Here is a 24154-nt window from a genome sequence, read left to right as displayed (position 1 = left end):
TTGGATTCTGTGAAATACAAAATCCGTGCGGTAGCTATGAAAAGAAAAAATGTTATAAAAATTCAGCAGGTAACTTACACGGCAATAGTGAGCAAAGGATACTTCTTAACCCAATATCAATCAAAAGCAGATGGCAAACGCTTCGTTGTTAAAAAAAGGTTGTAGGGGAAAGCGGTAATGTAGGAAAGAGTCTCAGTTGCCTGAGACTGATTACAGTAAACGTCAGAAGGGCAAGCTCTTACTGGTTTTTTAAATTTCTTTCAAAGGAAGAAAAATATGTTAAATAATACCTTACTTAAGGCCTATTGTGGTGCCGAAGTATACATAAAAAATAGCGTAAAAGACTTTTTCAAAAAAGAAGAAGGCGTAACCGCTGTTGAGTATGCAATTGTGGTGGCAGGTGTAGCTGCAGTGGTGCTGTTTATCTTCGGTTCAAGTGGACCTGTGCGGGAGATGTTAAACACTACGTTTACTACACTTCAGACAAAAATTACATCAATGATAAATGGTGGCGGAGCAACTCCGTAAAATTTTTGCATAAGTAGATTTTAAGAACACTGAGAATATTTGACTAAACTTTCTTTTTTAGAAAGGTTTTAATTATTTAAGTATTAAGGGATTAGAATGAAGCGGAAACTCGTCATTATCTATATTTTGATGATTTTAGTCGGTATTGTCGGTATTTTTATTTTCAGTAATAATGCGCCGGACACGGAGGTCCAGCCATTAACTCAAGCTAAGCCAGAAGAGCCAACGATTGAAGTTAAACGCGTCGAGGTTATTAAAGATTTAACTCGTGGTAAAATTTTAACCACTGACGATTATCGCATTAACGCGATAAGGAAAAAGGAAAGCGAAGTCACCGCTGCAGAGAAAAAAGCGATCGAAGGACTGGAAAATATCACTGGTTGGGCGTTGAAGTCGGATCTCAGTAAAGATACGATGATTACGCTTAATGATGTTGCCAAACCCGGTACGACAGAATACTTTGAGCTTTTCTTGTTGCCTGGAAATGTTGTCTATACATTTACCTTACAGAGTAATGAAAATTATCTTCTCGACAATGTGAAAACCGGAACTGGCGTAGATATCTATTTGATATATGGACGAGAAATTAGTCGGGATATGAAGGAAAGTATCGTTTCACCTCCCACGTCCGTTACTGGTCGTAGCTTAAAAAAAGTTATTTCTAATAAACGAGTCCTTGCTATTAATAAAGCAAAACGCAAAGAGAAAGACGGCATTTATACGATTGCCGAAGGTAGTCAGGTAATCGTTGAGCTGAACAACGATGATGTGAAGATCCTGAAAGGGTTAGAAACAGGAACTAAATTAGTCTTATTCCCGGCGAGTGATAAAGATCAACAAGAACTGACACTGGATAATTTGTTGCTGTTACAAGAAAGTAATTGGGCTGATGATGCTCCTTACTTACCTGAAGGCAATTTTCCTGCACCGGGCCTGAGCGATGGTCCTGCCCGAGATGGTGTAACTGAATTACGCGGATAAGCGCTTAATCGATGTGATAGTTCTGTAAATTGAAAAAGGATAATCTAATGCGTCTGACCACTTTTTTATGGCAAGTAAGTGTATTGTTCTCAACTGTCTTTATAAGTTCAATAAGCCTTGCAGAACAAATGTATATAAAGCCGGGCATGTCAAAGCAGATTAAAACCAGTGAGCCTATTAAAACTGTTTTTATTTCATCGCCCGAGATTGCTGACTATAAGGTTATCAGTAATAAGGCTGTGGTGTTGTATGGTAAAAAGGTAGGTACCGCTGAAATATCGGTATACGGCGCTAATTCGAAGGTTATTTATAACGTCAGTCTCGGTGTTGATCCATTATTACCGGAGCTTTCCCAGCGTATCAGACAGGAATATCCGGGTAGTAATGTTATCATTAAGCGTTTTAACGATAATGGTGGCAAGGCTTCTTATATCTTATCAGGTACTGCACCAAGTGAAGAAATCAAAGATGGTGTATATCAACTGGTTGGAAGTTTAGTCGGGACATCTGCAGAAGAGAAAAAAGTTGAGGCAGACGATACCAGTAGCAACGGTGTTGGTGGCAGTAATATGATGATTAAAAGTGACAAGATTCCTTTTGCCAGCTACAAAACCTATGACAATATTATTAATCGTATCGAACTGCCATCATCGAATCAGGTCAACGTAAAATTGACTGTGGTAGAGGTGACAAAAGAATTTACCGATAACTTGGGAATCGAATGGAGTAGTTTAACTCTCGACAGCATGATGGGCGGGGGGACGACGGCAAACTCAGCAGGAACGTTCAATCTGTTAGGTTTCAAAAACGGGTTTGATGCCAGAAATATCAGTACTCTTATTAATGCAGTGCATAATGATAAAATTGCCAGAGTACTTGCACAACCAAACCTGACTGTTTTATCAGGAGAATCAGCTAACTTTCTCGTCGGTGGGGAAATTCCGATCCTGATGCAGGATCGTGATGCGACAACAGTCACTTACAAAGAATACGGTATTCGTCTTAACATTGCTGCTAAGGTTGAGAGAAAAAATAAAATTAAGCTTTTTATCTCTAACGAAGTTAGTAGCGTAACGGGTACATATGCTTACAATACCTACCAAATTCCAACGCTGAAAACGCGTAAATCGAATTCAACGATTGAATTAGGTGACGGGGATAGTTTTGCAATTGGTGGTTTGTTGAATGAATCCGATCTTGAAACTTTAACCAAAGTTCCTTTCATTGGTGACATCCCGGTTTTGGGTGCATTAGGTCGTCGTGCTGGAAGTGAGCGCAGCAAGACAGAATTAGTCGTATTCGCAACGGTTAATTTGGTGAAGCCTATGTCATCTGGTGAAAAAATAGCGTTACCTAAGTTTAATAAAACGTCATCAACCAGGTTGTTCTTTAACACTGGCGTTGATGAAAAAACGCGCAGCGATCGATTAAATACGGATACCGCTCAGTTTCTTGATCAAGTTGGCTTTGCTAAATAAGGGGATTTAATATGAGACTGTTTAGCACAACAACGGATACAGAAACTAAAGAAGACAGTAATCGGGTGGTTCTTGACAGAAGCAAGGTGGTTTTAGTTTCACGGAATCAAAAGATCCAGCTCGATGTTAAAAATGTGCTGATGATGCACAATATAAGCAGCATTGTGCAAAAGGAAGTTGCAGTTAATGAATATCTTGACGATCAGGATACCAAAGATGCAGGTTGGATGATCCTGGATATTGAAGATGAAAACGACATTAATGTGATTAATGAAGTAACGTCTTTGATTGTTCCTTATGATGTTTATTATGTACTGATCGGTAATACTGATTCCATTGCATTTGCCAAAACCTTAGAAAAAAGTGGCAGTAAATATCTTTACATCAATACGCAAGTTAATGAATTACCAAATGTTATCTTAAAATCGCAGGTACAAAGCGCCGATAAGTCGACGCTACGTATAAGTATTCTGGGATGTAAAGGGGGATGCGGTACCTCTACTATCAGCAACGAAGTTTTGATGTCACTGAATAATTTCACAACTGCGCCTTGTCTTTTGATTCAGGGGGCTACTGGTAGTAAAGATTTCGACTTAATCTCAGGTAATGAAATTGATGCTTCAGATAGTAAAGTGCAAAAAATCTCTGATAATCGCTCGATAAAAATGGAATCAGTAAATGAGACATTAAATTATAGCGACCCAGTATTCAATCACTTTAATATCGCTTTGTTTGACCATAACGCTTGTGCAATTTCCGCAGAAAATTTAGAGTTAATATTTAAAAATTCGAATACTATCGTTTTAGTTCTTGGCCGAAATTTTTCATCTTTCAGAACAGCCAAAAGAGTGCTGGATGAGTATGCAAGGTTTGAGCGACAAAAGAATGATGTGATAAAACGAAAAATCATCATTAGCATTAATGAGTATAATGTTGCTGATAACAAGCAAAAATTCTCTAATGAAGATATTGTGGATTATTTGGGTAAAGAGATTTGTACAATACTCCCCTATTATCAAAGTCGGAAAGAGAATGATATTTTCTCGCAGCGTGCGCTTCAATTATCGGCAGCGATCCTGGGACGTGAAAAAATAGAAATTAAACAAAATAAAAAAACATTTAATTTGTCCAGTATTATCAATCGATTTAGTAAAAAATAGAGGTTGTAGAGGCTAAATGGGACCTAATGAACTATCATCATTAAGAATATTTAGGGAAAATATTCTTAAGAAACTGGACCTGGATCGTATTGATGCGATAAAGGATGATAGAACAGCACTGGAAACAGAGATAAGTGATATTTTACAGCGGGTATCTGCTGAGATAGGTCAATATTTATCTACTCAACTTCGGCTGGAACTCATTAAACTCGTGGCTGATGAAATTTCTGGCTATGGACCATTACGAGATTTAATGGAAGATGATTCCGTTAGCGATATTCTCGTTAATGGACCAGAACAGATATTTGTCGAACGCAGCGGGCGACTGGAAAAGGTTGGTACGTTTTTTCTCAGTAACCAGCAGTTGACAGAGATTGCCCGGCGCCTGGTTTCTAAGGTTGGGCGTCGCGTTGATGACTCGCAGCCACTGGTTGATGCCCGTTTACCTGATGGTAGTCGTTTAAACGTTGTTATTGCGCCAATTACTCTTGATGGCACATCGATTTCAATTCGTAAATTTGGTAAAGGCAAAAAAACGTTAGGTGACTTAATTAACTATGGAAGTATGGATGAAATGATGGCCAACTTCCTGGTTATTGCTGCCAGTTGCAAAGTCAATATTATTATATCCGGCGGTACCGGTTCCGGAAAAACAACGTTGCTGAACGCCTTATCGCAATATATTGGTGAAACAGAACGTATCATCACTCTGGAAGATGCCGCTGAACTTCGTCTGATTAAACCACATGTGGTACGTATGGAAACGCGTATGGCCGGCGCGGAGCAGCAGGGGATGATCCCAATGCGTTCACTGGTTATAAACTCGCTCCGTATGCGGCCCGACCGTATTATTGTTGGCGAATGTCGTGGTGAGGAGGCATTCGAGATGCTGCAGGCGATGAACACCGGTCACGATGGTTCAATGTCAACTCTACATGCCAACTCGCCGCGCGATGCCATAGCACGTCTGGAAAGTATGGTGATGATGGCAAGTGCGTCCTTGCCGTTGATGGCTATCAGGAGAAATATTTCATCGGCGATACATCTGATTATTCAGGTTTCACGTATGCCGGATGGCTCGCGAAAGGTTATGAATATATCTGAGGTAATGGGGATGGAGGGGGAAAATATTATTATCCAGGATATATTCACATTCGAAGCTTCATCTCAAAGAGATGCGAACGGTAGGATTCAGGGGGCTTATAAGTTTAATGGTCTTTTGAAACGATCTGTCGTTTACCGTCAGGGCGTTATCTATGGTATGACTGATGCCTTGAACGAATTATTTGGGAGTCAGATTCAATGACACTTTTTTTTATTATACTTGTAGTTCTTGGTACTGTGAATTTTCTGGCGGTGCTCATTTATTACAAAAAAGTAAAAAAACTGGATGGCGGTCAACAACGTTTCCATATTACCACCAAAAAAAATAGCTGGAATAGCCAGTTGTTTGAACGCTTAAAGCAAGCTATAACGGGGGACGTCAGAAGCGTGAAATCAACGTACCGTAACATGAAGCCAAAAGATGCTTTCTTGTTTATCGGTTTGTTTTTGGCAGGTGTTTATATTAACTTTGTTTATTTAAAGTTTAATATCATCATCGCGTCCTTACTCTTACTCATACTGCTGAATTATGTTCATTACAAATCAAGTCAAAAAAAACAAAGGGCATTATTTGAAATTGAATTTTCGGAGGCGCTGAATATCATCAATAGCTCTATTAGTTCTGGAAATTCAATAGTGGTAGGGATTACCCAGTGTGGTAATAAGTTAAGTGGTGAAGTAGTCGGCCCTGAGCTTAAGATTGTATCTCGCAGACTTAGTATTGGTGAGGATGTCAATACTGTGTTAATGGATTCATATGAACGTTTACCCTATCGTGAGTATTATTTCTTCATTCTCGCTGTAATGATAAACATTAATGGGGGAGGCCAGGTCAGGGAAGTAATGACTCGTTTAGCTAAACAGATATCGGATGCAAAAATTACCGACCGCAAGAAGCTGACGATGACGTCTGAAGCCAGAATGTCAGTAAAAGTATTGGCTATGATCCCTGTCGGTTTTATCTTTGTCCTGAATTTTTTAAGTCCTGAGAATTTTGATATATTAATAAATCATGAGTCAGGGAAATATATTTTGTATTATGCTGTTGGAAGCGTTTGTCTTGGACTTGCGATCATATGGAATATGATGAATAAAGCTGTTTAAAACTATGGAGACATAACAAATGTCCTTATATGTCCTGTATTTTTTTGTGGTATCTTTATTTTTTGCTTTTTTGTATTTGTTGACTAAAAACAAAAAAACAAAGAAAATTTCCTCTGTACTGGGAAGACAGGGTAATATCGTCGCCAAAAATGAAGAATTAGTTTCAAATATTGAAAAAATTTATCGTAAAACAAGTAAGACAGTGACTTTTTTTGATTTTTTAGATTCTAATATTTTTTTGAAATTCGGTATAGTGATTGCTTTTTCGTTACTTATTTTTATTCTCGGTGCGCTTGGTATACTTAAATATGATAAACAAACACAGGCTATAATTATTGGCGTGGCATTAGTATTAGTGATTCTTATTCCTCCAAGAATAAAGAATTATGTAATGAAAAAAAAGACAAAGAAAATAAATGTCGATTTACCTTATGTTATAGATATTATGTCTATCTGTGTTCAATCTGGAATGACCATAGAGAATGCTTTAATTTACATTTCGAAAAACATCCAATTTATTAATAGCGATATCGCAAGTTTATTAGAAAGAACTGCTATTAAAATTGAGGTGAGTGGCATAGTTAGTGCGCTTGACCAATTGTATGAGGAAGTTCCCAGCGCCGAGGTACGAATGTTTTGTACCACGTTGCAACAAAGTATCACTTATGGGGCATCAATCAGTACCGTGCTTGTTGAGTTATCTAAGGAGATGCGAGAGATGCAGCTTTTATCCGTTGAAGAAAAGGTTGCTAGTTTATCCGCTAAAATGGCGGCTCCGATGATTTTATTTATTATGTTTCCGATACTTGCGATCGTAGCAGGTCCCGGATTTATCAGGATGATGGCAATATGGGGAAGTTAAGCGCTTTAGTAATTTCTTTGTTACTTGTAGGGTGTAGTTCACAAACCAACCTTGATAATAAAGAACGAGAATTTATCTTAACAAAAGTTAATAACTACAAAGGACTTATCGCATTTTATCGCGAACAGCTTAGCAAGAATGACACACCTGAAGTTCGACTTAAACTCTGTGAAGTTTATAACAAAATTGAAGATTATGAATCCTCGCAGAATTGTCTTAAAGAGTTGGTAAGTTCTTCTCCTACGGATGAGTCTTTGCTATTGTCGGCACAAAATAATAGCACTCTTGGCCATGATGAGATCGCATTAAGGCAAATAGATGAAGCGATAAAAATAAATCCTAAAATGGGAGAGGCTTATAACCTCAAAGGTGTAATCCTTGCACATTTAGGCGATTTAGAAAACGCGAAGGAAAATTTTGAAAAAGCAAGAAATTTGTTTGTTGCTGAGGATATTGTAAATAATAACCTGGCAATGATCGCTATTGTAGAAAAGGATTACAATCTCGCGAGATCTTATTTAATGCCCCTGTATTCCAGAGGTTATAATTCGCCAAAAATTGTTCATAATCTGATTTTTACACTTGTTAAGCTTAACGACTATAGCACAGCAGATATGCTAATCCGGCAAAATAATCTGGAGGGCTCATCTCAACGCTTAATTGCCGATCTTGATGGTATTATGACTACGATTCCTGAACGCAAGTCGCCAGACGTCGGTGTGAAAGTTTCAGCACAAGGTGTTATCGAACAACCAAAAAAGAATAATTCAAGTTTGTTGAATGCGAGCGAAGATAACACTAAGGTGCTAACTGAAAATAAAAATATTGCTCCACGAGAAGTTGCCGTATCACCAGATGGCCCTGGTCAGGTGGAGAATATTGTGATAGGTGAACATGGCAAATTTGTTCGTCTGGTGTTTATCTCATCTTCCTTTATTAAGGGAGAGAAAGTAACTGGTGGGCGTGATAATCATGTTGAGTTTGTTTTGAAAAATATAAAAACAAACAAAAAAATGGCCGATTTAACTCGTAATATTAAAAAATACACTAAGTCATTAAATGATGTTTCAATACAGCAGCGCGGTGACGACTTATATCTGACATTTAATGCCAAGCGCGTCGTGAAACAGGTTAGGGCTTATATTTCACCAAAATCATCCATATCTAGTAATCGATTAGTATTAGATATTATTTTCTAAGCCTTATTGAGGCGTAGTTAAACCAAAGTAGGAGTTGTTTATGAGTAAGTTAAGTGATTCACTTGAAAATCTAATGGAACTTGATGGCGCAGTTTGCGCTGCCGTAGTTGATACGCGTAATGGAATGATCTTAGGTCATGTGGGCACAGGTATTGATATTGAGATCGCAGCAGCAGGCAATACCGATGTGTTGAAGGCGAAGCTCAAAACAATCAAACTCCTTGGTTTGAATGAAACGATTGAGGATATTCTTATTACGCTGGAAAAACAATACCACATTTTGCGTCCTTTACAGAAAGTTGAATCTGTATTTATTTATCTTGTGTTAGACAAACGCGAAAGTAACCTGGCATTAGCACGTCGTAAGGTTATGGATGTTGAATCTTCTGTAGAATCAATTTAATACTCGCTTCACGTACCCTATACTGAATATAAAAGATATGGATGATTATAAAGTTTTATTTATAGGCCGTAGTGGTTCGGCAAAAACAACGGCCATAAATTCTGCAAGCCAGATTAATGTCGTTTCAACGGATGTGGCCATGTCATTTATGGCCTCTGACGAAAAAAAAGAAACGACAGTGGGCCTGGATTATGGGGATCTACTTGTGGAAGATCGTGCTGGTCAGTGCCGATTGCGTTTATATGGTGTTCCTGGGCAATCCAGATTCTCCTTTTCATGGGAAATTCTACAGCAAGGTTGCTCTGGTCTTATTTTAATGATAGATGCAACTGATAAATTCGCTATTGAGGATATTCATTATTATACAACCGCTACGAGTTCTGACTGTGAGCGGATTATGCTTCCTACAGTTATTGCTGTTGTAAAAAGTGATTTGCTGAATCTTGAGGCATTATCGAAATTAAAAGAGGCTATCCAAAAGGAAAATATTTTGTCCCCAATACTCTGGATAGATGCCAGAAATAAAGATGCCGTTGTATCAGTATTAAGTGTGTTATTAAAGCAAATCAGGAGGTAGTTATGAAGAATGGACTTCCTTTTCCATTGAAGTTTACAGTTAGCTCAGATAAGGATAAAAGTACAAGTGTAGAAGGCCATCCTGAGCAAATAATAGAGCCTGAGGTCGTTCTTCAACCTCTTGATGAAAAGCAAGAGAAGATAAGTGATAACGACAAAAGTTTTGTAGATTCTGCTCTTAAAGAACAGATTGATAAGACATTGAATAATTATGTAAGTAAATTCCCAGATATACAGAACCTCGTGCTTTCAACAGTAGATGGTTTTGAAATATCTTCTGTGCTTGATCAGGGCGGTGAAGAGATTATTCGAAAAGTCTCAGCTATGTCGAGTTCTCTGCAATCTATAGGTTCAGCAATATTAAGAGAGATTGGTGCCCCAGGATATCAGTATCTATATCTGAATAATGGTAAACGCTCGGTATTTATCTATCTTATCTCTGGTAATCAACTGGATGTTGTTCTGATGGCCGTTTCAGGTGAGATTGATTCTTTGGGCCAGGCTCTTTGGATGATGCAAAAATTAGTTGATGAAGTTAAAGAGTTGATTCAATAACGGATAGTTAAGGATTTAATAAATGAATAGTGTATTAGTTTTCAGGCTCTCAATGGAATTAGTCGCCGCAGATATTATCTCCGAATATATTCCGTTAAAACCTGTGCTTGATAATCGTAATGAATTAATTCAGGACCAAATACAGACTTATATTTCTTTAGTTTCTGATAATCTAAGCACATGGCAGAAAATAGGAACTCAAAAGGGATATACTACAGCACAAACTGACCAATTGATTGAGTTTGCATTTTTATTAGTAAAGTCTGATATTGCATCAAACTTTATTGGTCATTCGCCTGTTCTTTGCGATCGTATGACTATGATTGTTGAGTCTGTTATAAAATACATGAATATACTCAATATACCGATGTCGACCTCGTTTGATGAACTTCCTGAAAAATCTATATCTATTATTATGGAAAAGCCAAAAGTTATGGGGAGAAAAAATGTTAAAAGATTTCCCCGTAAAGGTAGGAAATGATGGTGATTACAGGCATTGGATATTCAATCATTATATGCACAATACTGTATGGTATTTATACTGATATCAAGTTCAGGAAAATATATAACAGCGTGCCGTTGATTATCATTGCTGTTAGTCTATTTTTGAATGTGTTTTCAGATATTAATGTATCTTATGTATCAGCATCTCTAATTCTGATAGTTGGATTTGTCTTAAGTGTGTTTAATATATGGGGGGCAGGTGATGCAAAACTATGTTTTGCTTTATCACTATCAATTCCCGGGGTGAATTTACCTGCATTCCTCTTATTGACCTCTGTTATTGGTGGAGTGATGGCTATCCTGATGCTAATTACTCCGCGCTTGTACGGAAAATATAAAACGCTACCTTATGGCATAGCAATAGGTTGTGGCTACTTCATGAACTTATTAACCTTTTAAGGAGGCTTGATTGCACACCTTAATGCGCATGATAAAAAAAATTAAAGGTGAAGACGGCGCGATCGCCGTTGAGCTGTCATTAGTCATTATTCCATTCCTTGTGTCTATATTATTTATCATAGAGTTGTGTCGTGTTATGTATTTGACATCGGCTTTAGATGTAGTGCTTGCTGAATCTGGACGATATATCTCGTTGGATAGTACTGTAACTAATCATTCAGAAGCATTCGAACAAAATATAAAAACAAGTGCACGCAATTGGCCTTTGCTCTACAGTGGGAGCGAAATATCCGTAACCGTTAAGCATTGTAAAAATATACCTGACTTGCTAAGTGATAGTTGTATTACGGGGGCGACTACTACAGACCATTTTTTGTCAGTATATTCATTTAAATATAATTATCATCCCGTTTTCTTTTTTTTTGGCACTGGTTTTTTCTCATCAATATTTGAACGGAATATAGTTTATGTACAAGAGCCCAACAGAGTATAAGCGTTTTTTTTGGCAGAAGAGCCAGGCAAGCGCCACAGTTGAGTTTGCTTTTGTATTTCCCATCATCGTTTTACTGGGCCTTATGCTGATTGATTTTACTTTTCATTTCTCAGCTGAAAGTAAACTTGCCAGATTAAGTAATTCTATGTCATCCATGTTGAGAGAACGCAGTACGTTATATGCCAATAACCTTGTTGTTGAGTCTGAAGATGTGAAAAATATTCAAAAAACGGTGGACTTATTACTTGGTTCCGATGCTTTAAAGGGCACTGTCAGCGTCAGGGTGCAAACGGTTCATTTCTCTGATACCTCCACAAAAACGGGCAAAATTTTAGATGCCACGAAGTCGAGAGATATTTATGAGGCTGCCAATAGTGGCGCGGTGGCGCAACAAAATTGTAAAGGGGCATTTGATATTAATAGTGCTGAGGTTTACAAGATGTCACCGTGGATGCAGGAAACTGAAGATAAAGGAAAGTGGGCCCCGCTATATCAGGTCACATTATGTACAAAAGGAAGAAATAGTCTGTTTTTGAATGCGTTGTCCAGTACTGGCATTATTGCAGACACTATTTCAGTTAGTAACATTGTTATTCCAAGATAAGCATACAGGTGATAGTGATGAAAATGTATAATAAGTTTCATATTCGCCGCTTTATCCGGGGTGGTAACGCAGGTGTCTCAATAATGTTTGCTATCATTCTTCCTGTGCTGATTGCAACTTTTTCCTTAGGCATTGATGGTTCACGCTTTTTGATTAAAAGAGCACGTCTTGCAGATGCCTTATCTCAGGGAAGTTTTGCGGTAGCTTCCACAAATTCCAACCTCACCACTGAACCTGAAAAAATTGAAGGTAAAGAATTGGTGAAAAGTTATATTAATTATTATATTCCGAGCAAAGAACTCGACGAATCAACGCTTGCTGTCTCAGCTAATATTGATGTTGATCCGGATGATTCAACAAAAGTTAACTCTATTGAATATGTGGCTACTGCAAAAATAATTGCACACCCCATCATTGATGGAATCAGCAGGGCATTGCCTGGATTTAATAAAGATGTACCTATCATTGCTGATGAAAACAATGGCATTGTGCGTAAAACAATCGGTGAGGTAAATATTGAGAGCGATATCGCTTTCGCAGTCGATTTTTCTGGTTCTATGCTTGGACGGACACCCGATGGAAAGTTACGAATTCAGGTTTTGCGGGACGTAGTTAATGATTTGTCATCCCAAATCGCTAATGAAAAGTCAAAATCAAAAATTGCTATTGTTCCCTTTGATATTGGGATACCGGTCAAACTGGAAGAAAAAAATGAGGCTGGCGGTGATCGTATAGGATGTGCTACCCCCTATAAGTTTAAAAACAAGTATGATATTGATCATGCTTTCTGGGCTAATAAAAAAACAGACTGGACTTCTTCTGGGAATAATACATCTGGTCCAGATCGAGAAGACGTTATCAGAAGCTATCTTGATCTTAAACGTTATGAATATTATTCTAATTATATCAATGCAGCAGGAGTCAATTACAAAAAATTTTGCGCATCTAACACATCATATGATAGTTCTGTATCCTCAGGGAAACTACACTCTAATCCATTATCTTGTGAAGCTATTAAAGAAGTAAGTGCTGTCTCATCATCTAATTATATTGAAATACAAAATTATAGTCAGATAATGCAAGACTATTTCCATCCTTTGATAAATGATATGAAAAGTCAATCTTTTGCCAATGATACAACTATTGATTACGCTGGTACTGTAGATGAGTCTTTTTTATTCGATGAGAAAAAGGATAATAAATTTGAGAGACCTTTTGCCAGTTTTGACATGGGTAATCCCTTTAAACAAATATGTTTGACGGGATTTAATTTTGCAGGCGTAATTCCTTCACAGGGACCAGATAAAAGTATCCCTCAAGGGTACCCCTATGGGCGTCCGGATAATTATTATTCTAGATACTTAAGTGAAGTGAGACAAAATGCATATGTTATAGGGTTATCATCTGATAAATCAGAGATTGATAAGTTTCAGTCAATGTGGCCAATGGATGGTGCTGGTACAGATATAGTTGCTGGACTGCTTTATTCTGCCCGAGAGGTGGCTAAGGGAGAAAACCCGCGGAAAATTATAATTGTTGTAACAGATGGTGAGGAATATGGTGAGCAGCAAACTGTTGCCTTTAAATTTCGAACGCCTGCAGTATGCCAAAAAATAATGGATGGTGTAAAAAACAACTCAAAAAATACTAAAGAAGTTAAAATCTATTTTGTCTCAATTGTAAATGACTTTCAAACTAGTTCAATAATATATGATTGGAAGAAGAACTGCGTTGGAGAAGATGGCGCCTTTGTTGCTACTGACTACTCTGCTCTGAAGGATGCGATAACCAGTATATTTAGTAATGAACCGGGTGGTTTAAAATTCATCAATAAATCAGACATGATCGTGCCTTAATAATTTAAGCGGCATCTTTTGTTTATGGGTATATAAATTGAGGGCTGCTTACGGCAATTATAATGATTTTAAAATTTTTGAGTCGAATATTTATCAAACAAGAAATTGCATCATCAAAAAGTGTTATAAAGGAGCCTGAATTTATGAACAAATTTGACAATGTTTTAGAACAATTGCGCCCTGATAGTTCAGTTAGTTATGTTGCATTTGTTGATATGAATAGTGGGATGAAACTGGCTTCTGTCGGTTTATTAAAAGATGGTGATGCGCTTATCGACTGTTCTATACGGGTGATGCGAGCAGAGCTTAAGACAATCAAACTATTAGAAGTTAACGATGATGTGCTGGATATACTCATTACGACTGATGACGAATATCAACTGTTGTATCCTTGCCGAGGGATGAAAGATATCTTCATTTACCTAGTAGCAAGCCGTGAGCGTGCAAATCTTGCTTTGCTTAAACGTAATATCTCTGATGTTGAGGCTAACCTAATCTCCATAATGTATACAGATGGCGACATTCAAAATCATGGTTTTAATGTTAAGTCGGCATTGGATGCGCATTGTCGCTGGCGTGATAAGTTAATTGCAATAATCAATGGCACCGATACTGTTACCAATCTTAATGAACTTGGGATGGATGATAGGTGTGAGTTAGGACAGTGGCTGCATACAGTTGGTCAAAACCAATATGGCAGTATGTCTGAATTTCAGGAACTAATGAAATTGCATCATGATTTCCATCGTTGTGTGCAGGAAGTTGTTGATATGTATATCGCAGAAGGTGTTGACGCTGCGAAATGCGAGTTGACGGGGAATTTCCAGAAAAGGTCTGCACTTGTACAGGAACAAATCGTCCATTTCTTTGACAGTATTTAATACTGTTGATTGAGTTAAGGGCGTTGTTCGCAGCGCCTGTTATTTCTATGAAATGGTAATCAGTTTTTAACTTCCGATTTGTTGCTGGCATGATACATGCTGTACAAATAAATTTATTGTAATTTTTTAAAGGGATTTATTATCCAGTTTCTGGTAGTGAAAAGGCTTTCAGTGAAGTATATGAAGGATTTTTCCATGTTTACATCTGAACTTCGTGACATTGTCCTTGATCATATTCGTTCCAGTGCCGTAACAAAATTCGCCCATGTACATTATACATCAGAGAAGAGTTTTCGCTTACGTGAAAGTATGTTGCATTCGGCATCGCACTGTAGGGAAGAGTCTCAATCGCTTACTCTTGTCTTAAACCGTCAGTATCGCCTTGTTAATCATCTTGCTAAAGACACCCAGCAAGATAATTACAAAACTGAACATAGCCAGTTATTAAAGCTGGCACGTGAGCAGTACCAACAAACGGGTTTTACTCAGGAGAATCTAAGTCGTGTTGCGTCGGGGTTGGCTCTTGCGGCGGACAAGTTATTATTTGCACTTCTTAAAGTACAGCATTATCAATGGCGTGACAGGTTGTATATCGCTTTGTTGACAGAGCAACATAATAATATTGTTTCTGATGAGCGAGAGTGCACCTTAGGGCTATGGATACATGGCGAAGGTCTCCGTCGTTTTCGTACGTTGCCTGGTTTTCGGGAACTCGACGCCTGTCATCACCTTGTTCATGAGACCAGTAATAATCTTTTCAGACGCAAGCTTAAAACGTTTACCCCTGAAGAACTGAAACGAGTATTGCATGATGTAGAAGAGGCTAGCCAACAACTCATTACTGCGCTGGATCGCCTTGATGAATGCACAAGTTTATTGTATCCACAGCCATAACGTTTGCCTTACGTTAACTTTCGGCCAATTGAACTGAGTTTAATAAATTTACCGCAGAGTCCGATTATAAATTATTATGACCCCCAATATGTAACGTCAATATGTTCAAGGAGTTATCGTGCTTAGCAGCTATAATCTAAGTCAATTTGCTAGTAAAAAGGAGTAAAAATGAGCCGTGGTTTTTCAGGGATGATAATAACTTTTTTTATAGGTTCGCTGCTGATTTCTCTCCCTGCTTTGTCTCGGGATTGTTTTGATCGTGCTGGTAGGTATTATCGAATAGATCCCGATTTATTACGTGCTATTGCTTTCAGGGAGTCCTCCTGGCGGGGCAAAGCCATGAATATTGTATCATCAACCGAGTATGCCGTAGGAATGATGCAAATTCACTCACAAAATTTCTCTCATTTAGCAACGTTTGGTATTACACCTCAAAAACTCTATCATAACAGTTGTTTAAATATTTATACGGGTGCTTACTATCTTTCCATAGCTTTCAAACGCTGGGGATACTCATGGCAGGCTGTAGGCGCTTATAATGCTGGCTTCAAAATTAATGAGCAACAAAACTTAAAGAGAAAACAATACGCTTTAAGCGTGCAAAGTATATACAAAAAGCTTAAGCAAAGACGTCATTAAGGGATACTTTGCTGTGTCATCGAAACCGACAAGTTAGTGATAAGTGTCCCCTGCAGGAATCGAACCTGCAACTAGCCCTTAGGAGGGGCTCGTTATATCCATTTAACTAAGGGGACGAAGCGGCACGAGTATAGCGTTTTTTACCCACGACGGTAAGCCTCGGGCCGCCCAACTGCTCAAACAGTCACCATTCAGGCCTGTTTTTTTTGGTTTTTCTGCTCTTGCTCATCCCGCTTTGCTTGCAATCTGGCTTCTTCCTTGCGCTTGTTGCTCATATCATTACGGATCTGTGCGTGGCTCATCAGCGCGAAGATAAACGTCCCGCCGCAGATATTCCCTGCGAGTGTGGGTAGCGCAAAGGGCCAGAGGAAATCACTCCAGTGCAGCGTGCCGTTAAAGACCAGATAGAGAATTTCCACTGAGCCGACGACGATGTGCGTGGTGTCCCCCAGCGCAATCAGCCAGGTCATTAGAATAATAACCACAATTTTTGCTGCACCTGCGGCGGGAAACATCCATACCATAGTGGCAATCAACCAGCCAGAAATGATGGCGTTGGAAAACATCTCTATTGGCGTATTTTTTATCACATCCATGCCGATTTTGACAAAAGCATCGCGAGTCTCTTCATCAAAAATCGGCATATGTTCAAACGCCCATGCAGCGACCCCGGTGCCAATGATATTACCCAGCAGCACCACGCTCCACAGGCGCATCAACAGACCAAAATTTCCAAGGGTAGGGTTTTGCATAACCGGGAGCACGGCGGTGACGGTATTTTCGGTAAAGAGCTGTTGGCGGGCCATGATGACAATAATAAAGCCGAAGGTATAACCAAGATTTTCCAGTAAAAATCCTCCAGGCACACCTTCAAGCTGCACATGAAAAATCCCCTTAGCCAGTAGCGAGGCTCCCATTGACAGTCCGGCAGCGATGGCTGACCACAGTAGAGCCATTGCGTCGCGTTCCATCTCTTTCTCACCATCCTGGCGGATATGTTCATGGATCGCCATGGCGCGGGAGGGGAGTCGGTCCTCATCGACCTCAATCTTTTTACCTTCTAACTTTTCATCACTTTCGACCTGAAGTTCGTCGCTGTGTCGATCAATTTTTTCTTTTTCAATGTCATTCATAAACGAATCCTGAATTAGCACGTATTGCTAAAGCGTAGCGGCTTTTATGCGAAAATCAGCGGGAGAAAGTCTGAGATAGCAAAAATGGTAACGTTTGTTTTTATCGGCTTAGTTAAAATAGCAACACCGCGCGGTGTGCATTACCAGGCTATGATCAAATCAGTAAGACTGGGTATATAGACATCGTTTGACGTGCTGTTACAATCGCTCACATCTAAACAGGCGGATACGTCATTGTTCCGTCATGGATGGCAATCAGCGATAGCCATAATACACAGGGAGACACTTATGAAGCTTCGCCTGTCGGCGCTTGCGCTGGGAACCACACTGTTGGTGGGGTGTGCGAGCTCCGGTAATGAACAACAAGGGCGTTCGGACCCATTTGAAGGGTTCAACCGCACCATGTACAACTTCAACTTTAATGTATTGGATCCCTATGTTGTTCGACCGGTAGCAGTAGCATGGCGTGATTATGTTCCCCAGCCGGCACGTAACGGTTTGAGCAACTTTACTGGCAACCTTGAAGAACCGGCCGTGATGGTCAACTACTTCCTGCAAGGTGACCCTTATCAAGGGATGGTCCATTTTACCCGTTTCTTCCTCAACACCCTGTTAGGTATGGGCGGATTTATCGATGTGGCGGGTATGGCAAATCCGAAGTTGCAACGCGTTGAGCCACACCGTTTTGGTAGTACGTTAGGCCACTATGACGTGGGTTACGGACCGTATATGCAGCTTCCGTTCTACGGCAGCTTTACGCTACGTGATGATGGTGGTGATATGGTGGATACGCTGTATCCAGTACTCTCCTGGCTCACCTGGCCGTTGTCGATAGGTAAGTGGACGGTTGAAGGTATTGAAACCCGCGCGCAGTTGCTTGATTCCGACGGTCTGCTGCGTCAGTCTTCCGATCCTTACATTATGGTGCGTGAAGCTTACTTCCAGCGTCATGACTTTATTGCGAACGGCGGGAAACTCAAACCAGAAGAAAATCCGAACGCGCAAGCAATTCAGGATGAATTAAAAGAGATCGATTCCGAGTAAGGAAAGATGAAAAGAAAAAGGTGAGCTAAAAAGCTCACCTTTTTTATATCTGAAGAAAATCAGAATGCGTAGTTGAAGTTGGTACCGAACAGCCAGGCTTTACCTTCAGAATCGAAAGTATATGGGCCTTCTTTTACGGTCACTTTCTGGCCGTGCATATAAGAAACGCCAACGTCAATAGACGCGTCATCATTGAATGCGTAAGTCGTACCCGCACTCAGCCACAGACGATCCTGGTCCGGAATGGATATGGAACGCTTGCTTGCAGGAACCGGGCTATCGTCATAGGCAATACCGGTACGGAAGGTCCAGCTTTTATCCATGTAGTAAGTGGTACCCAGCGCGATGCGGTAAGAATCTTTGAAGCCTTCTTCTTTATAGAACAGCGTCTTCCCGTTGGTGCCGGTTGCTTTCAGCTCCTGGAACTGACTCCAGCTGGTGTAAGCCATGCTGTAGTGAATAGCCCACTGTGGAGCGATGCGGTTGTAACCCGACAGTTCCCACATTTCCGGCAGGTTAAGTGTCAAAGAACCCGGGACGGTGGCATTGGTTGTTCCCCAAGGGAACGCCGTGCCTGCACCAGGTAACACGTTTGCCTGGGTGCGGATGCCGCTCTTGTAATCGCCATCGAAGTCGATTTTGACTTCGGAACGATACGTTAAACCGTAGCGGTTATTTTTATCCAGCTCGTACAAAATACCGGCATTCCAGCCATAACCCCATTCATCACCTTTCAGGCTGGCGATTTTCTGGCTGACTTTCGGCAATGCAGCCGTTTGTTCGCCGGAATAACGCTCAATTTTTGCATCGGCATAGACGGCATTAAAACCGACACCAAAGCTCCAGCTATCATTCAGACGGTAAGCACCACTCAGGTTCAGGTTGACCGTTTTAAGATCGGTCTTCCCGCCGTATTCGCCGACGATGTAACTATCGTTAAATTCAGTTGCCAGGCCATAGTTTGACGTGACAGACGCCCCCCAACCAAACTGTTCGTTGATAGGCATCACGAAGTGAGCATTGGGAACCCACGCCGTAGGCGCGATGTTGTCCGCATCGGTGCTGCGTCCGGTGTATGGCGATTTACCGGAAATATTAACGTCTGGATCGATATACACCGCACCCGCAGAAAAAGTAGGGCGATCGAACATCATAATCAGCGCCGGGTTGCGACTGGCGTTGCCTGCATCATCTGCAATAGCGCCTTCACCCGAATATGCCCGGCCAAGGCCAGAGGAAGAAAATTCGTTTAACTGAAAGCCTGCAGACCAGGCCTGTGTGGAGATAATTGCCACTGCGACTGCGAGAGCAGACTTTGTAAACAGGGTTTTCTGGCTCATGACCATAACCTCATAGATTTATTTTTATACAAACAATGTTACATACCGTAACAGGAGCGCGAAGTGTAGGGTCTGAGGTACGACTTAGAAATCAGACCAGTGCCGAGAGTATAGGTCTGACCAGCTGAAATGTTGCAAGTATGTTTATAAATATTTTCAATTCTGATCTCTGAAACGCGATCCAGCTGGCAAAATTGAGGGTATACGCACTCACCTGTTTGGGGGATTTTTGTTTTAGATCATTTTTAAGTGTGATTTCGGTCACTTATCGCATTTCATACAATTAACGACTGGAGAGGCGAATAATGGGAGCGTAAAATATCCCCATCGTTTATCTGGCACCTCAGGTGCGAATACAGAGGAAATCTACAATGAGTAAATGCAGTGCTGATGAAACCCCGGTTTGCTGCTGTATGGATGTTGGTACCATCATGGACAACTCCGATTGCACCGCGTCATACAGCCGTGTGTTCGCGAATCGCGCAGAGGCAGAAGAAACGCTGGCCGCTCTGACTGAGAAGGCACGTGGCGTGGAATCTGAGCCTTGCCAAATCACCTCGACCTTTACTGAAGAATCAGAAGGTGTGCGTCTGGATATCGACTTTGTTTTTGCCTGTGAAGCTGAAACATTGATCTTCCAGCTGGGCCTGCGTTAATCCCTTCTGTAAAAGCCCTTGCTACCTGGTAGCAAGGGCTTTTTTGTCACTGTCAGTGATTATTCACTGTGTCTTAGCTCCCACTTTCTTTTCTCCCTGCTTGGCTAAATGTAAAAAATTGGTTAAGACTGTGATCAGGTCAGACCACTTATTTTTTTATTTTTACAGGGGAGTGTTATGAGTCAGGCTTTACCGCTGGTTACCCGCCAGGGCGATCGCATCGCCATTGTAAGCGGATTGCGTACGCCGTTTGCCCGCCAGGCAACTGCGTTTCATGGCATTCCCGCCGTAGATTTGGGGAGAATGGTCGTTGGCGAACTGCTGGCGCGTAGCGAAATTCCAGCGGATGTGATTGAGCAACTGGTTTTTGGTCAGGTGGTGCAAATGCCTGAAGCGCCGAATATCGCTCGTGAAATCGTACTGGGAACCGGGATGAATGTGCACACGGATGCCTACAGTGTAAGCCGGGCCTGTGCTACAAGTTTCCAGGCGGTGGCGAATGTTGCGGAAAGCCTGATGGCAGGAACTATTCGCGCAGGAATTGCCGGTGGTGCGGACTCCTCGTCAGTTCTGCCTATCGGTGTCAGTAAAAAGCTGGCGCGGGTGCTGGTGGATGTCAATAAAGCGCGCACTACCGGTCAGCGTCTTAAACTTTTCTCCCGACTGCGCTTACGTGACCTGATGCCCGTACCGCCAGCTGTCGCCGAATATTCCACCGGTTTACGCATGGGGGATACGGCCGAGCAAATGGCCAAAACTTATGATATTACGCGAGAGCAACAGGATGCCCTCGCGCACCGTTCTCATCAGCGCGCCGCTCAGGCATGGGCTGAAGGTAAACTGACAGATGAGGTGATGACCACCTACGCGCCACCTTTCAAAGATCCTTTTTCAGAAGATAACAATATTCGTGGTAACTCTACGTTGGCTGATTACGCCAAACTGCGTCCGGCATTTGACCGAAAACACGGCACCGTTACTGCGGCGAACAGCACCCCACTAACGGATGGCGCCGCCGCCGTGATTATGATGACAGAGTCACGCGCGAAAGAACTGGGGCTGGTGCCGCTGGGATACCTGCGTAGTTTTGCCTTCACCGCCATTGATGTCTGGCAGGACATGCTGCTGGGACCGGCGTGGTCAACGCCGCTTGCCCTGGAGAGAGCGGGTCTGACGATGGCAGATTTAACTCTGATCGATATGCATGAAGCCTTTGCCGCACAAACGCTGGCGAATCTTCAACTGCTGGGCAGCGAACGTTTTGCCCGCGAAGTGCTGGGCAGAGCGCACGCCACTGGCGAGGTCGATGACAGCAAATTTAACGTGTTGGGCGGCTCTATTGCCTATGGACACCCCTTTGCCGCCACCGGGGCGCGCATGATCACCCAAACCCTTCATGAGTTACGACGTCGTGGCGGTGGTTTCGGTTTAGTGACTGCCTGTGCGGCAGGTGGTCTGGGCGCGGCAATGGTTCTGGAGGCGGAATAATGGAAATGACATCGGCTTTTACACTAAACGTACGTCTGGATAACGTTGCTGTTGTCACCATTGATGTACCCGGCGAGAAGATGAATACCCTGAAGGCGGAGTTTGCCTCTCAGGTGCGGGCTATTCTGAAACAAATTCGTGATAACAAAGCATTGCGCGGTGTGGTGTTTATTTCGGCGAAACCGGATAATTTTATCGCCGGGGCGGATATTAACATGATCGGCAACTGCCGCAGTGCGCAGGAAGCTGAAACCCTGGCGCGTCAGGGACAGCAGATTATGGCGGAAATTAATGCGTTGCCGATCCCGGTTATCGCAGCTATTCACGGAGCCTGCCTTGGCGGTGGCCTGGAGATGGCGCTGGCGTGCCACAACCGTATTTGTACCGATGATACTAAAACCGTTCTGGGGTTACCGGAAGTACAGCTTGGTCTGCTACCCGGTTCCGGTGGTACGCAGCGGTTACCGCGCCTGATTGGCGTCAGTACCGCGTTGGATATGATCCTCACAGGAAAGCAATTACGCGCTAAACAGGCGCTGAAAGTAGGGCTGGTGGACGAAGTTGTGCCGCAGACTATTTTACTGGAAGCGGCTGTAGAACTGGCCAAAAAAGACAGTCCCGCACATCGAGCGTTGCCAGTGCGTGAGCGTGTGTTAGCGGGCCCGCTGGGGCGCGCGCTTTTGTTCCGTATGGTCAGTAAAAAGACGGCGCAAAAAACGCATGGCAACTACCCTGCGACGGAGCGAATCCTTGAGGTGATTGAAACCGGTTTGGCGCAAGGTAGCAGTAGCGGCTATGACGCAGAAGCTCGTGCGTTTGGCGAACTGGCGCTGACATCTCAGTCGCAGGCATTGCGGCATATCTTTTTTGCCAACACTGACGTGAAAAAGGATCCGGGAAGCGATGCGAAGCCTGGTCCGCTGAACAGCGTTGGCATTTTGGGCGGCGGTCTGATGGGGGGCGGTATTGCCTATGTGACGGCCTGTAAAGGGGGCTTGCCAGTACGTATTAAAGATATAAACGCTAAGGGAATCAACCACGCACTGAAGTACAGCTGGGATCAGCTTGAAACGAAGGTTCGTCGCCGTCATATCAAAGCCAGCGAGCGTGATAAACAACTGGCATTGATTTCGGGATCGACCGACTACCGCGGCTTTGCGCATCGTGACCTGGTTATTGAAGCCGTGTTTGAAGATCTGGCGTTAAAACAACAGATGGTGGCGGAAGTTGAGCAAAATTGCGCGTCTCACACCATTTTTGCGTCTAACACCTCGTCTTTACCAATTGGTGATATTGCGGCGAACGCTGCCAGACCTGAACAAGTTATTGGTTTGCACTTTTTTAGTCCGGTGGAAAAAATGCCGTTGGTCGAGGTGATCCCACATGCCACAACGTCTGATCAGACGATTGCAACCACCGTTAAATTGGCGAAAAAACAGGGTAAAACGCCGATAGTGGTCAGAGATAAAGCCGGGTTTTATGTTAACCGCATTTTAGCGCCTTACATTAACGAAGCGATTCGCCTGTTGACCGAAGGTGAGCGGGTTGAAACCATCGACGACGCGCTGGTTAAGTTTGGTTTTCCGGTCGGGCCAATCCAACTTTTGGATGAGGTCGGAATTGATACGGGCACTAAAATTATACCAGTGCTTGAAGCCGCCTATGGAGAACGCTTTAGCGCGCCTGCAAATGTTGTTGCTTCAATTTTGAATGACGATCGCAAAGGTAGAAAAAATGGTCGAGGTTTCTATCTTTATGGTGCGAAAGGGCGTAAAAGCAAAAAACAGGTCGACCCTGCAATTTATACGCTTATTGGCGTCCAGAGCCAGGGCCGACTGACCGCCGTACAGATTGCAGAGCGGTGCGTCATGTTAATGCTTAACGAAGCAGCACGCTGTTTCGACGAGAAAATTGTTCGCAGCGCGCGTGATGGCGACATCGGCGCTGTATTTGGCATTGGTTTTCCACCATTCCTCGGTGGCCCGTTCCGGTATATGGATTCTCTGAGCGCGGGTGAAGTGGTTGCGGCGCTGCAACGACTGACCACGCAGTACGGCTCGCGGTTTACACCTTGTGAGCAGTTATTGCTGATGGCGGAACGTGGTGAAAAATTCTGGAGCGTTAGGGAAACTGACCTGAATTCATGAGGTCAAAAGTAGGATGAATCCGCACTGAGTGTAAGGGTTGAGCTCAAAATGTAAACAGAGATTGACTATACTTACGCCGTTGAGGTAAAAAACAGCGTTTCATTCGGTGAATGGATAAGGCACAAT

Annotated in this window: 25 protein-coding genes and 1 tRNA gene; 23 read left to right on the top strand and 3 right to left on the bottom strand. The window is 42.1% G+C overall.

Annotated features, from left to right (window positions below; genetic code table 11):
* Positions 1-276 precede the first annotated feature (276 nt).
* The 19 genes from ACU8YC_RS06650 (at position 277) to ACU8YC_RS06560 (ending at position 16220) form a co-directional block, all read left to right on the top strand.
* Positions 277-528: a Flp family type IVb pilin gene (locus ACU8YC_RS06650; protein ID WP_151217512.1), complete on the top strand. Its 252-nt coding sequence runs from the start codon at positions 277-279 to the stop codon at positions 526-528.
* A 96-nt stretch (positions 529-624) separates the two neighbouring features.
* Entirely contained in the window at positions 625-1509 is an 885-nt protein-coding gene (locus tag ACU8YC_RS06645) for a hypothetical protein (protein WP_446895135.1), read from the top strand.
* Between the two features lie 47 nt (positions 1510-1556).
* Positions 1557-2987, top strand: a complete 1431-nt coding sequence (locus tag ACU8YC_RS06640) for a type II and III secretion system protein family protein (protein ID WP_446895134.1) — start codon at positions 1557-1559, stop codon at positions 2985-2987.
* 11 nt (positions 2988-2998) lie between these two features.
* The gene (locus tag ACU8YC_RS06635) at positions 2999-4147 is read left to right on the top strand and encodes a hypothetical protein (protein WP_252837802.1); all 1149 of its coding nucleotides are present in this window, start codon (positions 2999-3001) and stop codon (positions 4145-4147) included.
* A gap of 16 nt (positions 4148-4163) precedes the next feature.
* Positions 4164-5453 carry a CpaF family protein gene (locus tag ACU8YC_RS06630; RefSeq protein ID WP_187253486.1) on the top strand — a complete coding sequence of 430 codons (1290 nt, stop codon included), beginning with the start codon at positions 4164-4166 and terminating at the stop codon, positions 5451-5453.
* A complete protein-coding gene (locus tag ACU8YC_RS06625) occupies positions 5450-6355 on the top strand; it encodes a type II secretion system F family protein (protein WP_187253485.1) in 906 nt (301 codons plus the stop codon). Before ACU8YC_RS06630 ends, ACU8YC_RS06625 begins: the two co-directional genes overlap by 4 nt.
* A gap of 19 nt (positions 6356-6374) precedes the next feature.
* Entirely contained in the window at positions 6375-7217 is an 843-nt protein-coding gene (locus ACU8YC_RS06620; RefSeq protein WP_210904520.1) for a type II secretion system F family protein, read from the top strand.
* A complete protein-coding gene (locus tag ACU8YC_RS06615; RefSeq protein WP_446895133.1) occupies positions 7205-8416 on the top strand; it encodes a tetratricopeptide repeat protein in 1212 nt (403 codons plus the stop codon). The genes ACU8YC_RS06620 and ACU8YC_RS06615 overlap by 13 nt, the downstream gene beginning before the upstream one ends.
* 40 nt (positions 8417-8456) lie before the next feature.
* The gene (locus ACU8YC_RS06610) at positions 8457-8819 is read left to right on the top strand and encodes a hypothetical protein (RefSeq protein ID WP_151217495.1); all 363 of its coding nucleotides are present in this window, start codon (positions 8457-8459) and stop codon (positions 8817-8819) included.
* A 37-nt stretch (positions 8820-8856) separates the two neighbouring features.
* Positions 8857-9396 carry a GTP-binding protein gene (locus ACU8YC_RS06605; RefSeq protein ID WP_151224782.1) on the top strand — a complete coding sequence of 180 codons (540 nt, stop codon included), beginning with the start codon at positions 8857-8859 and terminating at the stop codon, positions 9394-9396.
* Positions 9397-9398: 2 nt separating this feature from the next.
* Positions 9399-9950, top strand: coding sequence for a roadblock/LC7 domain-containing protein (locus ACU8YC_RS06600; RefSeq protein WP_446895132.1), 552 nt, complete (start codon positions 9399-9401; stop codon positions 9948-9950).
* A gap of 22 nt (positions 9951-9972) precedes the next feature.
* A complete protein-coding gene (locus ACU8YC_RS06595; protein WP_446895131.1) occupies positions 9973-10431 on the top strand; it encodes a hypothetical protein in 459 nt (152 codons plus the stop codon).
* A complete protein-coding gene (locus tag ACU8YC_RS06590; protein ID WP_252837800.1) occupies positions 10428-10853 on the top strand; it encodes an A24 family peptidase in 426 nt (141 codons plus the stop codon). The genes ACU8YC_RS06595 and ACU8YC_RS06590 overlap by 4 nt, the downstream gene beginning before the upstream one ends.
* 10 nt (positions 10854-10863) lie before the next feature.
* The gene (locus ACU8YC_RS06585) at positions 10864-11346 is read left to right on the top strand and encodes a TadE/TadG family type IV pilus assembly protein (protein ID WP_187258648.1); all 483 of its coding nucleotides are present in this window, start codon (positions 10864-10866) and stop codon (positions 11344-11346) included.
* Positions 11321-11950, top strand: a complete 630-nt coding sequence (gene tadF, locus ACU8YC_RS06580) for a tight adherence pilus pseudopilin TadF (protein WP_278237767.1) — start codon at positions 11321-11323, stop codon at positions 11948-11950. Before ACU8YC_RS06585 ends, tadF begins: the two co-directional genes overlap by 26 nt.
* A gap of 17 nt (positions 11951-11967) precedes the next feature.
* Positions 11968-13806 carry a pilus assembly protein gene (locus tag ACU8YC_RS06575; RefSeq protein ID WP_414078616.1) on the top strand — a complete coding sequence of 613 codons (1839 nt, stop codon included), beginning with the start codon at positions 11968-11970 and terminating at the stop codon, positions 13804-13806.
* A gap of 143 nt (positions 13807-13949) precedes the next feature.
* On the top strand, positions 13950-14687 hold the full coding sequence (locus ACU8YC_RS06570; protein ID WP_187253479.1) for a CZB domain-containing protein: 738 nt from the start codon (positions 13950-13952) through the stop codon (positions 14685-14687).
* A 195-nt stretch (positions 14688-14882) separates the two neighbouring features.
* Entirely contained in the window at positions 14883-15581 is a 699-nt protein-coding gene (locus ACU8YC_RS06565; RefSeq protein WP_187258651.1) for a CZB domain-containing protein, read from the top strand.
* A gap of 168 nt (positions 15582-15749) precedes the next feature.
* Complete coding sequence (locus tag ACU8YC_RS06560) at positions 15750-16220, top strand: transglycosylase SLT domain-containing protein (protein WP_370608056.1); 471 nt, start codon at positions 15750-15752, stop codon at positions 16218-16220.
* A 44-nt stretch (positions 16221-16264) separates the two neighbouring features.
* Here ACU8YC_RS06560 and ACU8YC_RS06555 read toward each other — a convergent pair.
* Both ACU8YC_RS06555 and ACU8YC_RS06550 read right to left on the bottom strand, forming a co-directional pair.
* A tRNA-Arg gene (locus ACU8YC_RS06555) sits at positions 16265-16336 on the bottom strand.
* Positions 16337-16411: 75 nt separating this feature from the next.
* Positions 16412-17353 carry a formate/nitrite transporter family protein gene (locus ACU8YC_RS06550; protein WP_446895130.1) on the bottom strand — a complete coding sequence of 314 codons (942 nt, stop codon included), beginning with the start codon at positions 17351-17353 and terminating at the stop codon, positions 16412-16414.
* A gap of 288 nt (positions 17354-17641) precedes the next feature.
* Here ACU8YC_RS06550 and mlaA point away from each other — a divergent pair, with 288 nt between their 5' ends.
* Positions 17642-18397 (top strand): phospholipid-binding lipoprotein MlaA, encoded by a 756-nt coding sequence (gene mlaA, locus ACU8YC_RS06545; protein WP_151219954.1) that lies wholly within the window; start codon positions 17642-17644, stop codon positions 18395-18397.
* Between the two features lie 59 nt (positions 18398-18456).
* Here the strand turns inward: mlaA and fadL are convergent, their stop codons facing one another.
* Positions 18457-19737 (bottom strand): long-chain fatty acid transporter FadL, encoded by a 1281-nt coding sequence (gene fadL, locus ACU8YC_RS06540; RefSeq protein WP_151219953.1) that lies wholly within the window; start codon positions 19735-19737, stop codon positions 18457-18459.
* A gap of 371 nt (positions 19738-20108) precedes the next feature.
* Between fadL and ACU8YC_RS06535 the strand changes: the two genes are divergently transcribed.
* From ACU8YC_RS06535 to fadJ, 3 genes are all read left to right on the top strand, one after another.
* Complete coding sequence (locus ACU8YC_RS06535) at positions 20109-20393, top strand: YfcZ/YiiS family protein (protein WP_003834838.1); 285 nt, start codon at positions 20109-20111, stop codon at positions 20391-20393.
* 177 nt (positions 20394-20570) lie between these two features.
* Positions 20571-21881, top strand: a complete 1311-nt coding sequence (gene fadI, locus ACU8YC_RS06530) for an acetyl-CoA C-acyltransferase FadI (RefSeq protein WP_446895129.1) — start codon at positions 20571-20573, stop codon at positions 21879-21881.
* Entirely contained in the window at positions 21881-24028 is a 2148-nt protein-coding gene (gene fadJ / locus ACU8YC_RS06525; protein WP_446895128.1) for a fatty acid oxidation complex subunit alpha FadJ, read from the top strand. The genes fadI and fadJ overlap by 1 nt, the downstream gene beginning before the upstream one ends.
* Positions 24029-24154 lie beyond the last annotated feature (126 nt).

Source organism: Citrobacter sp. VF227, assembly GCF_052950715.1.
Note: the sequence above shows the minus strand (reverse complement) of the source record. Positions and strands in the feature narration are given on the sequence as shown.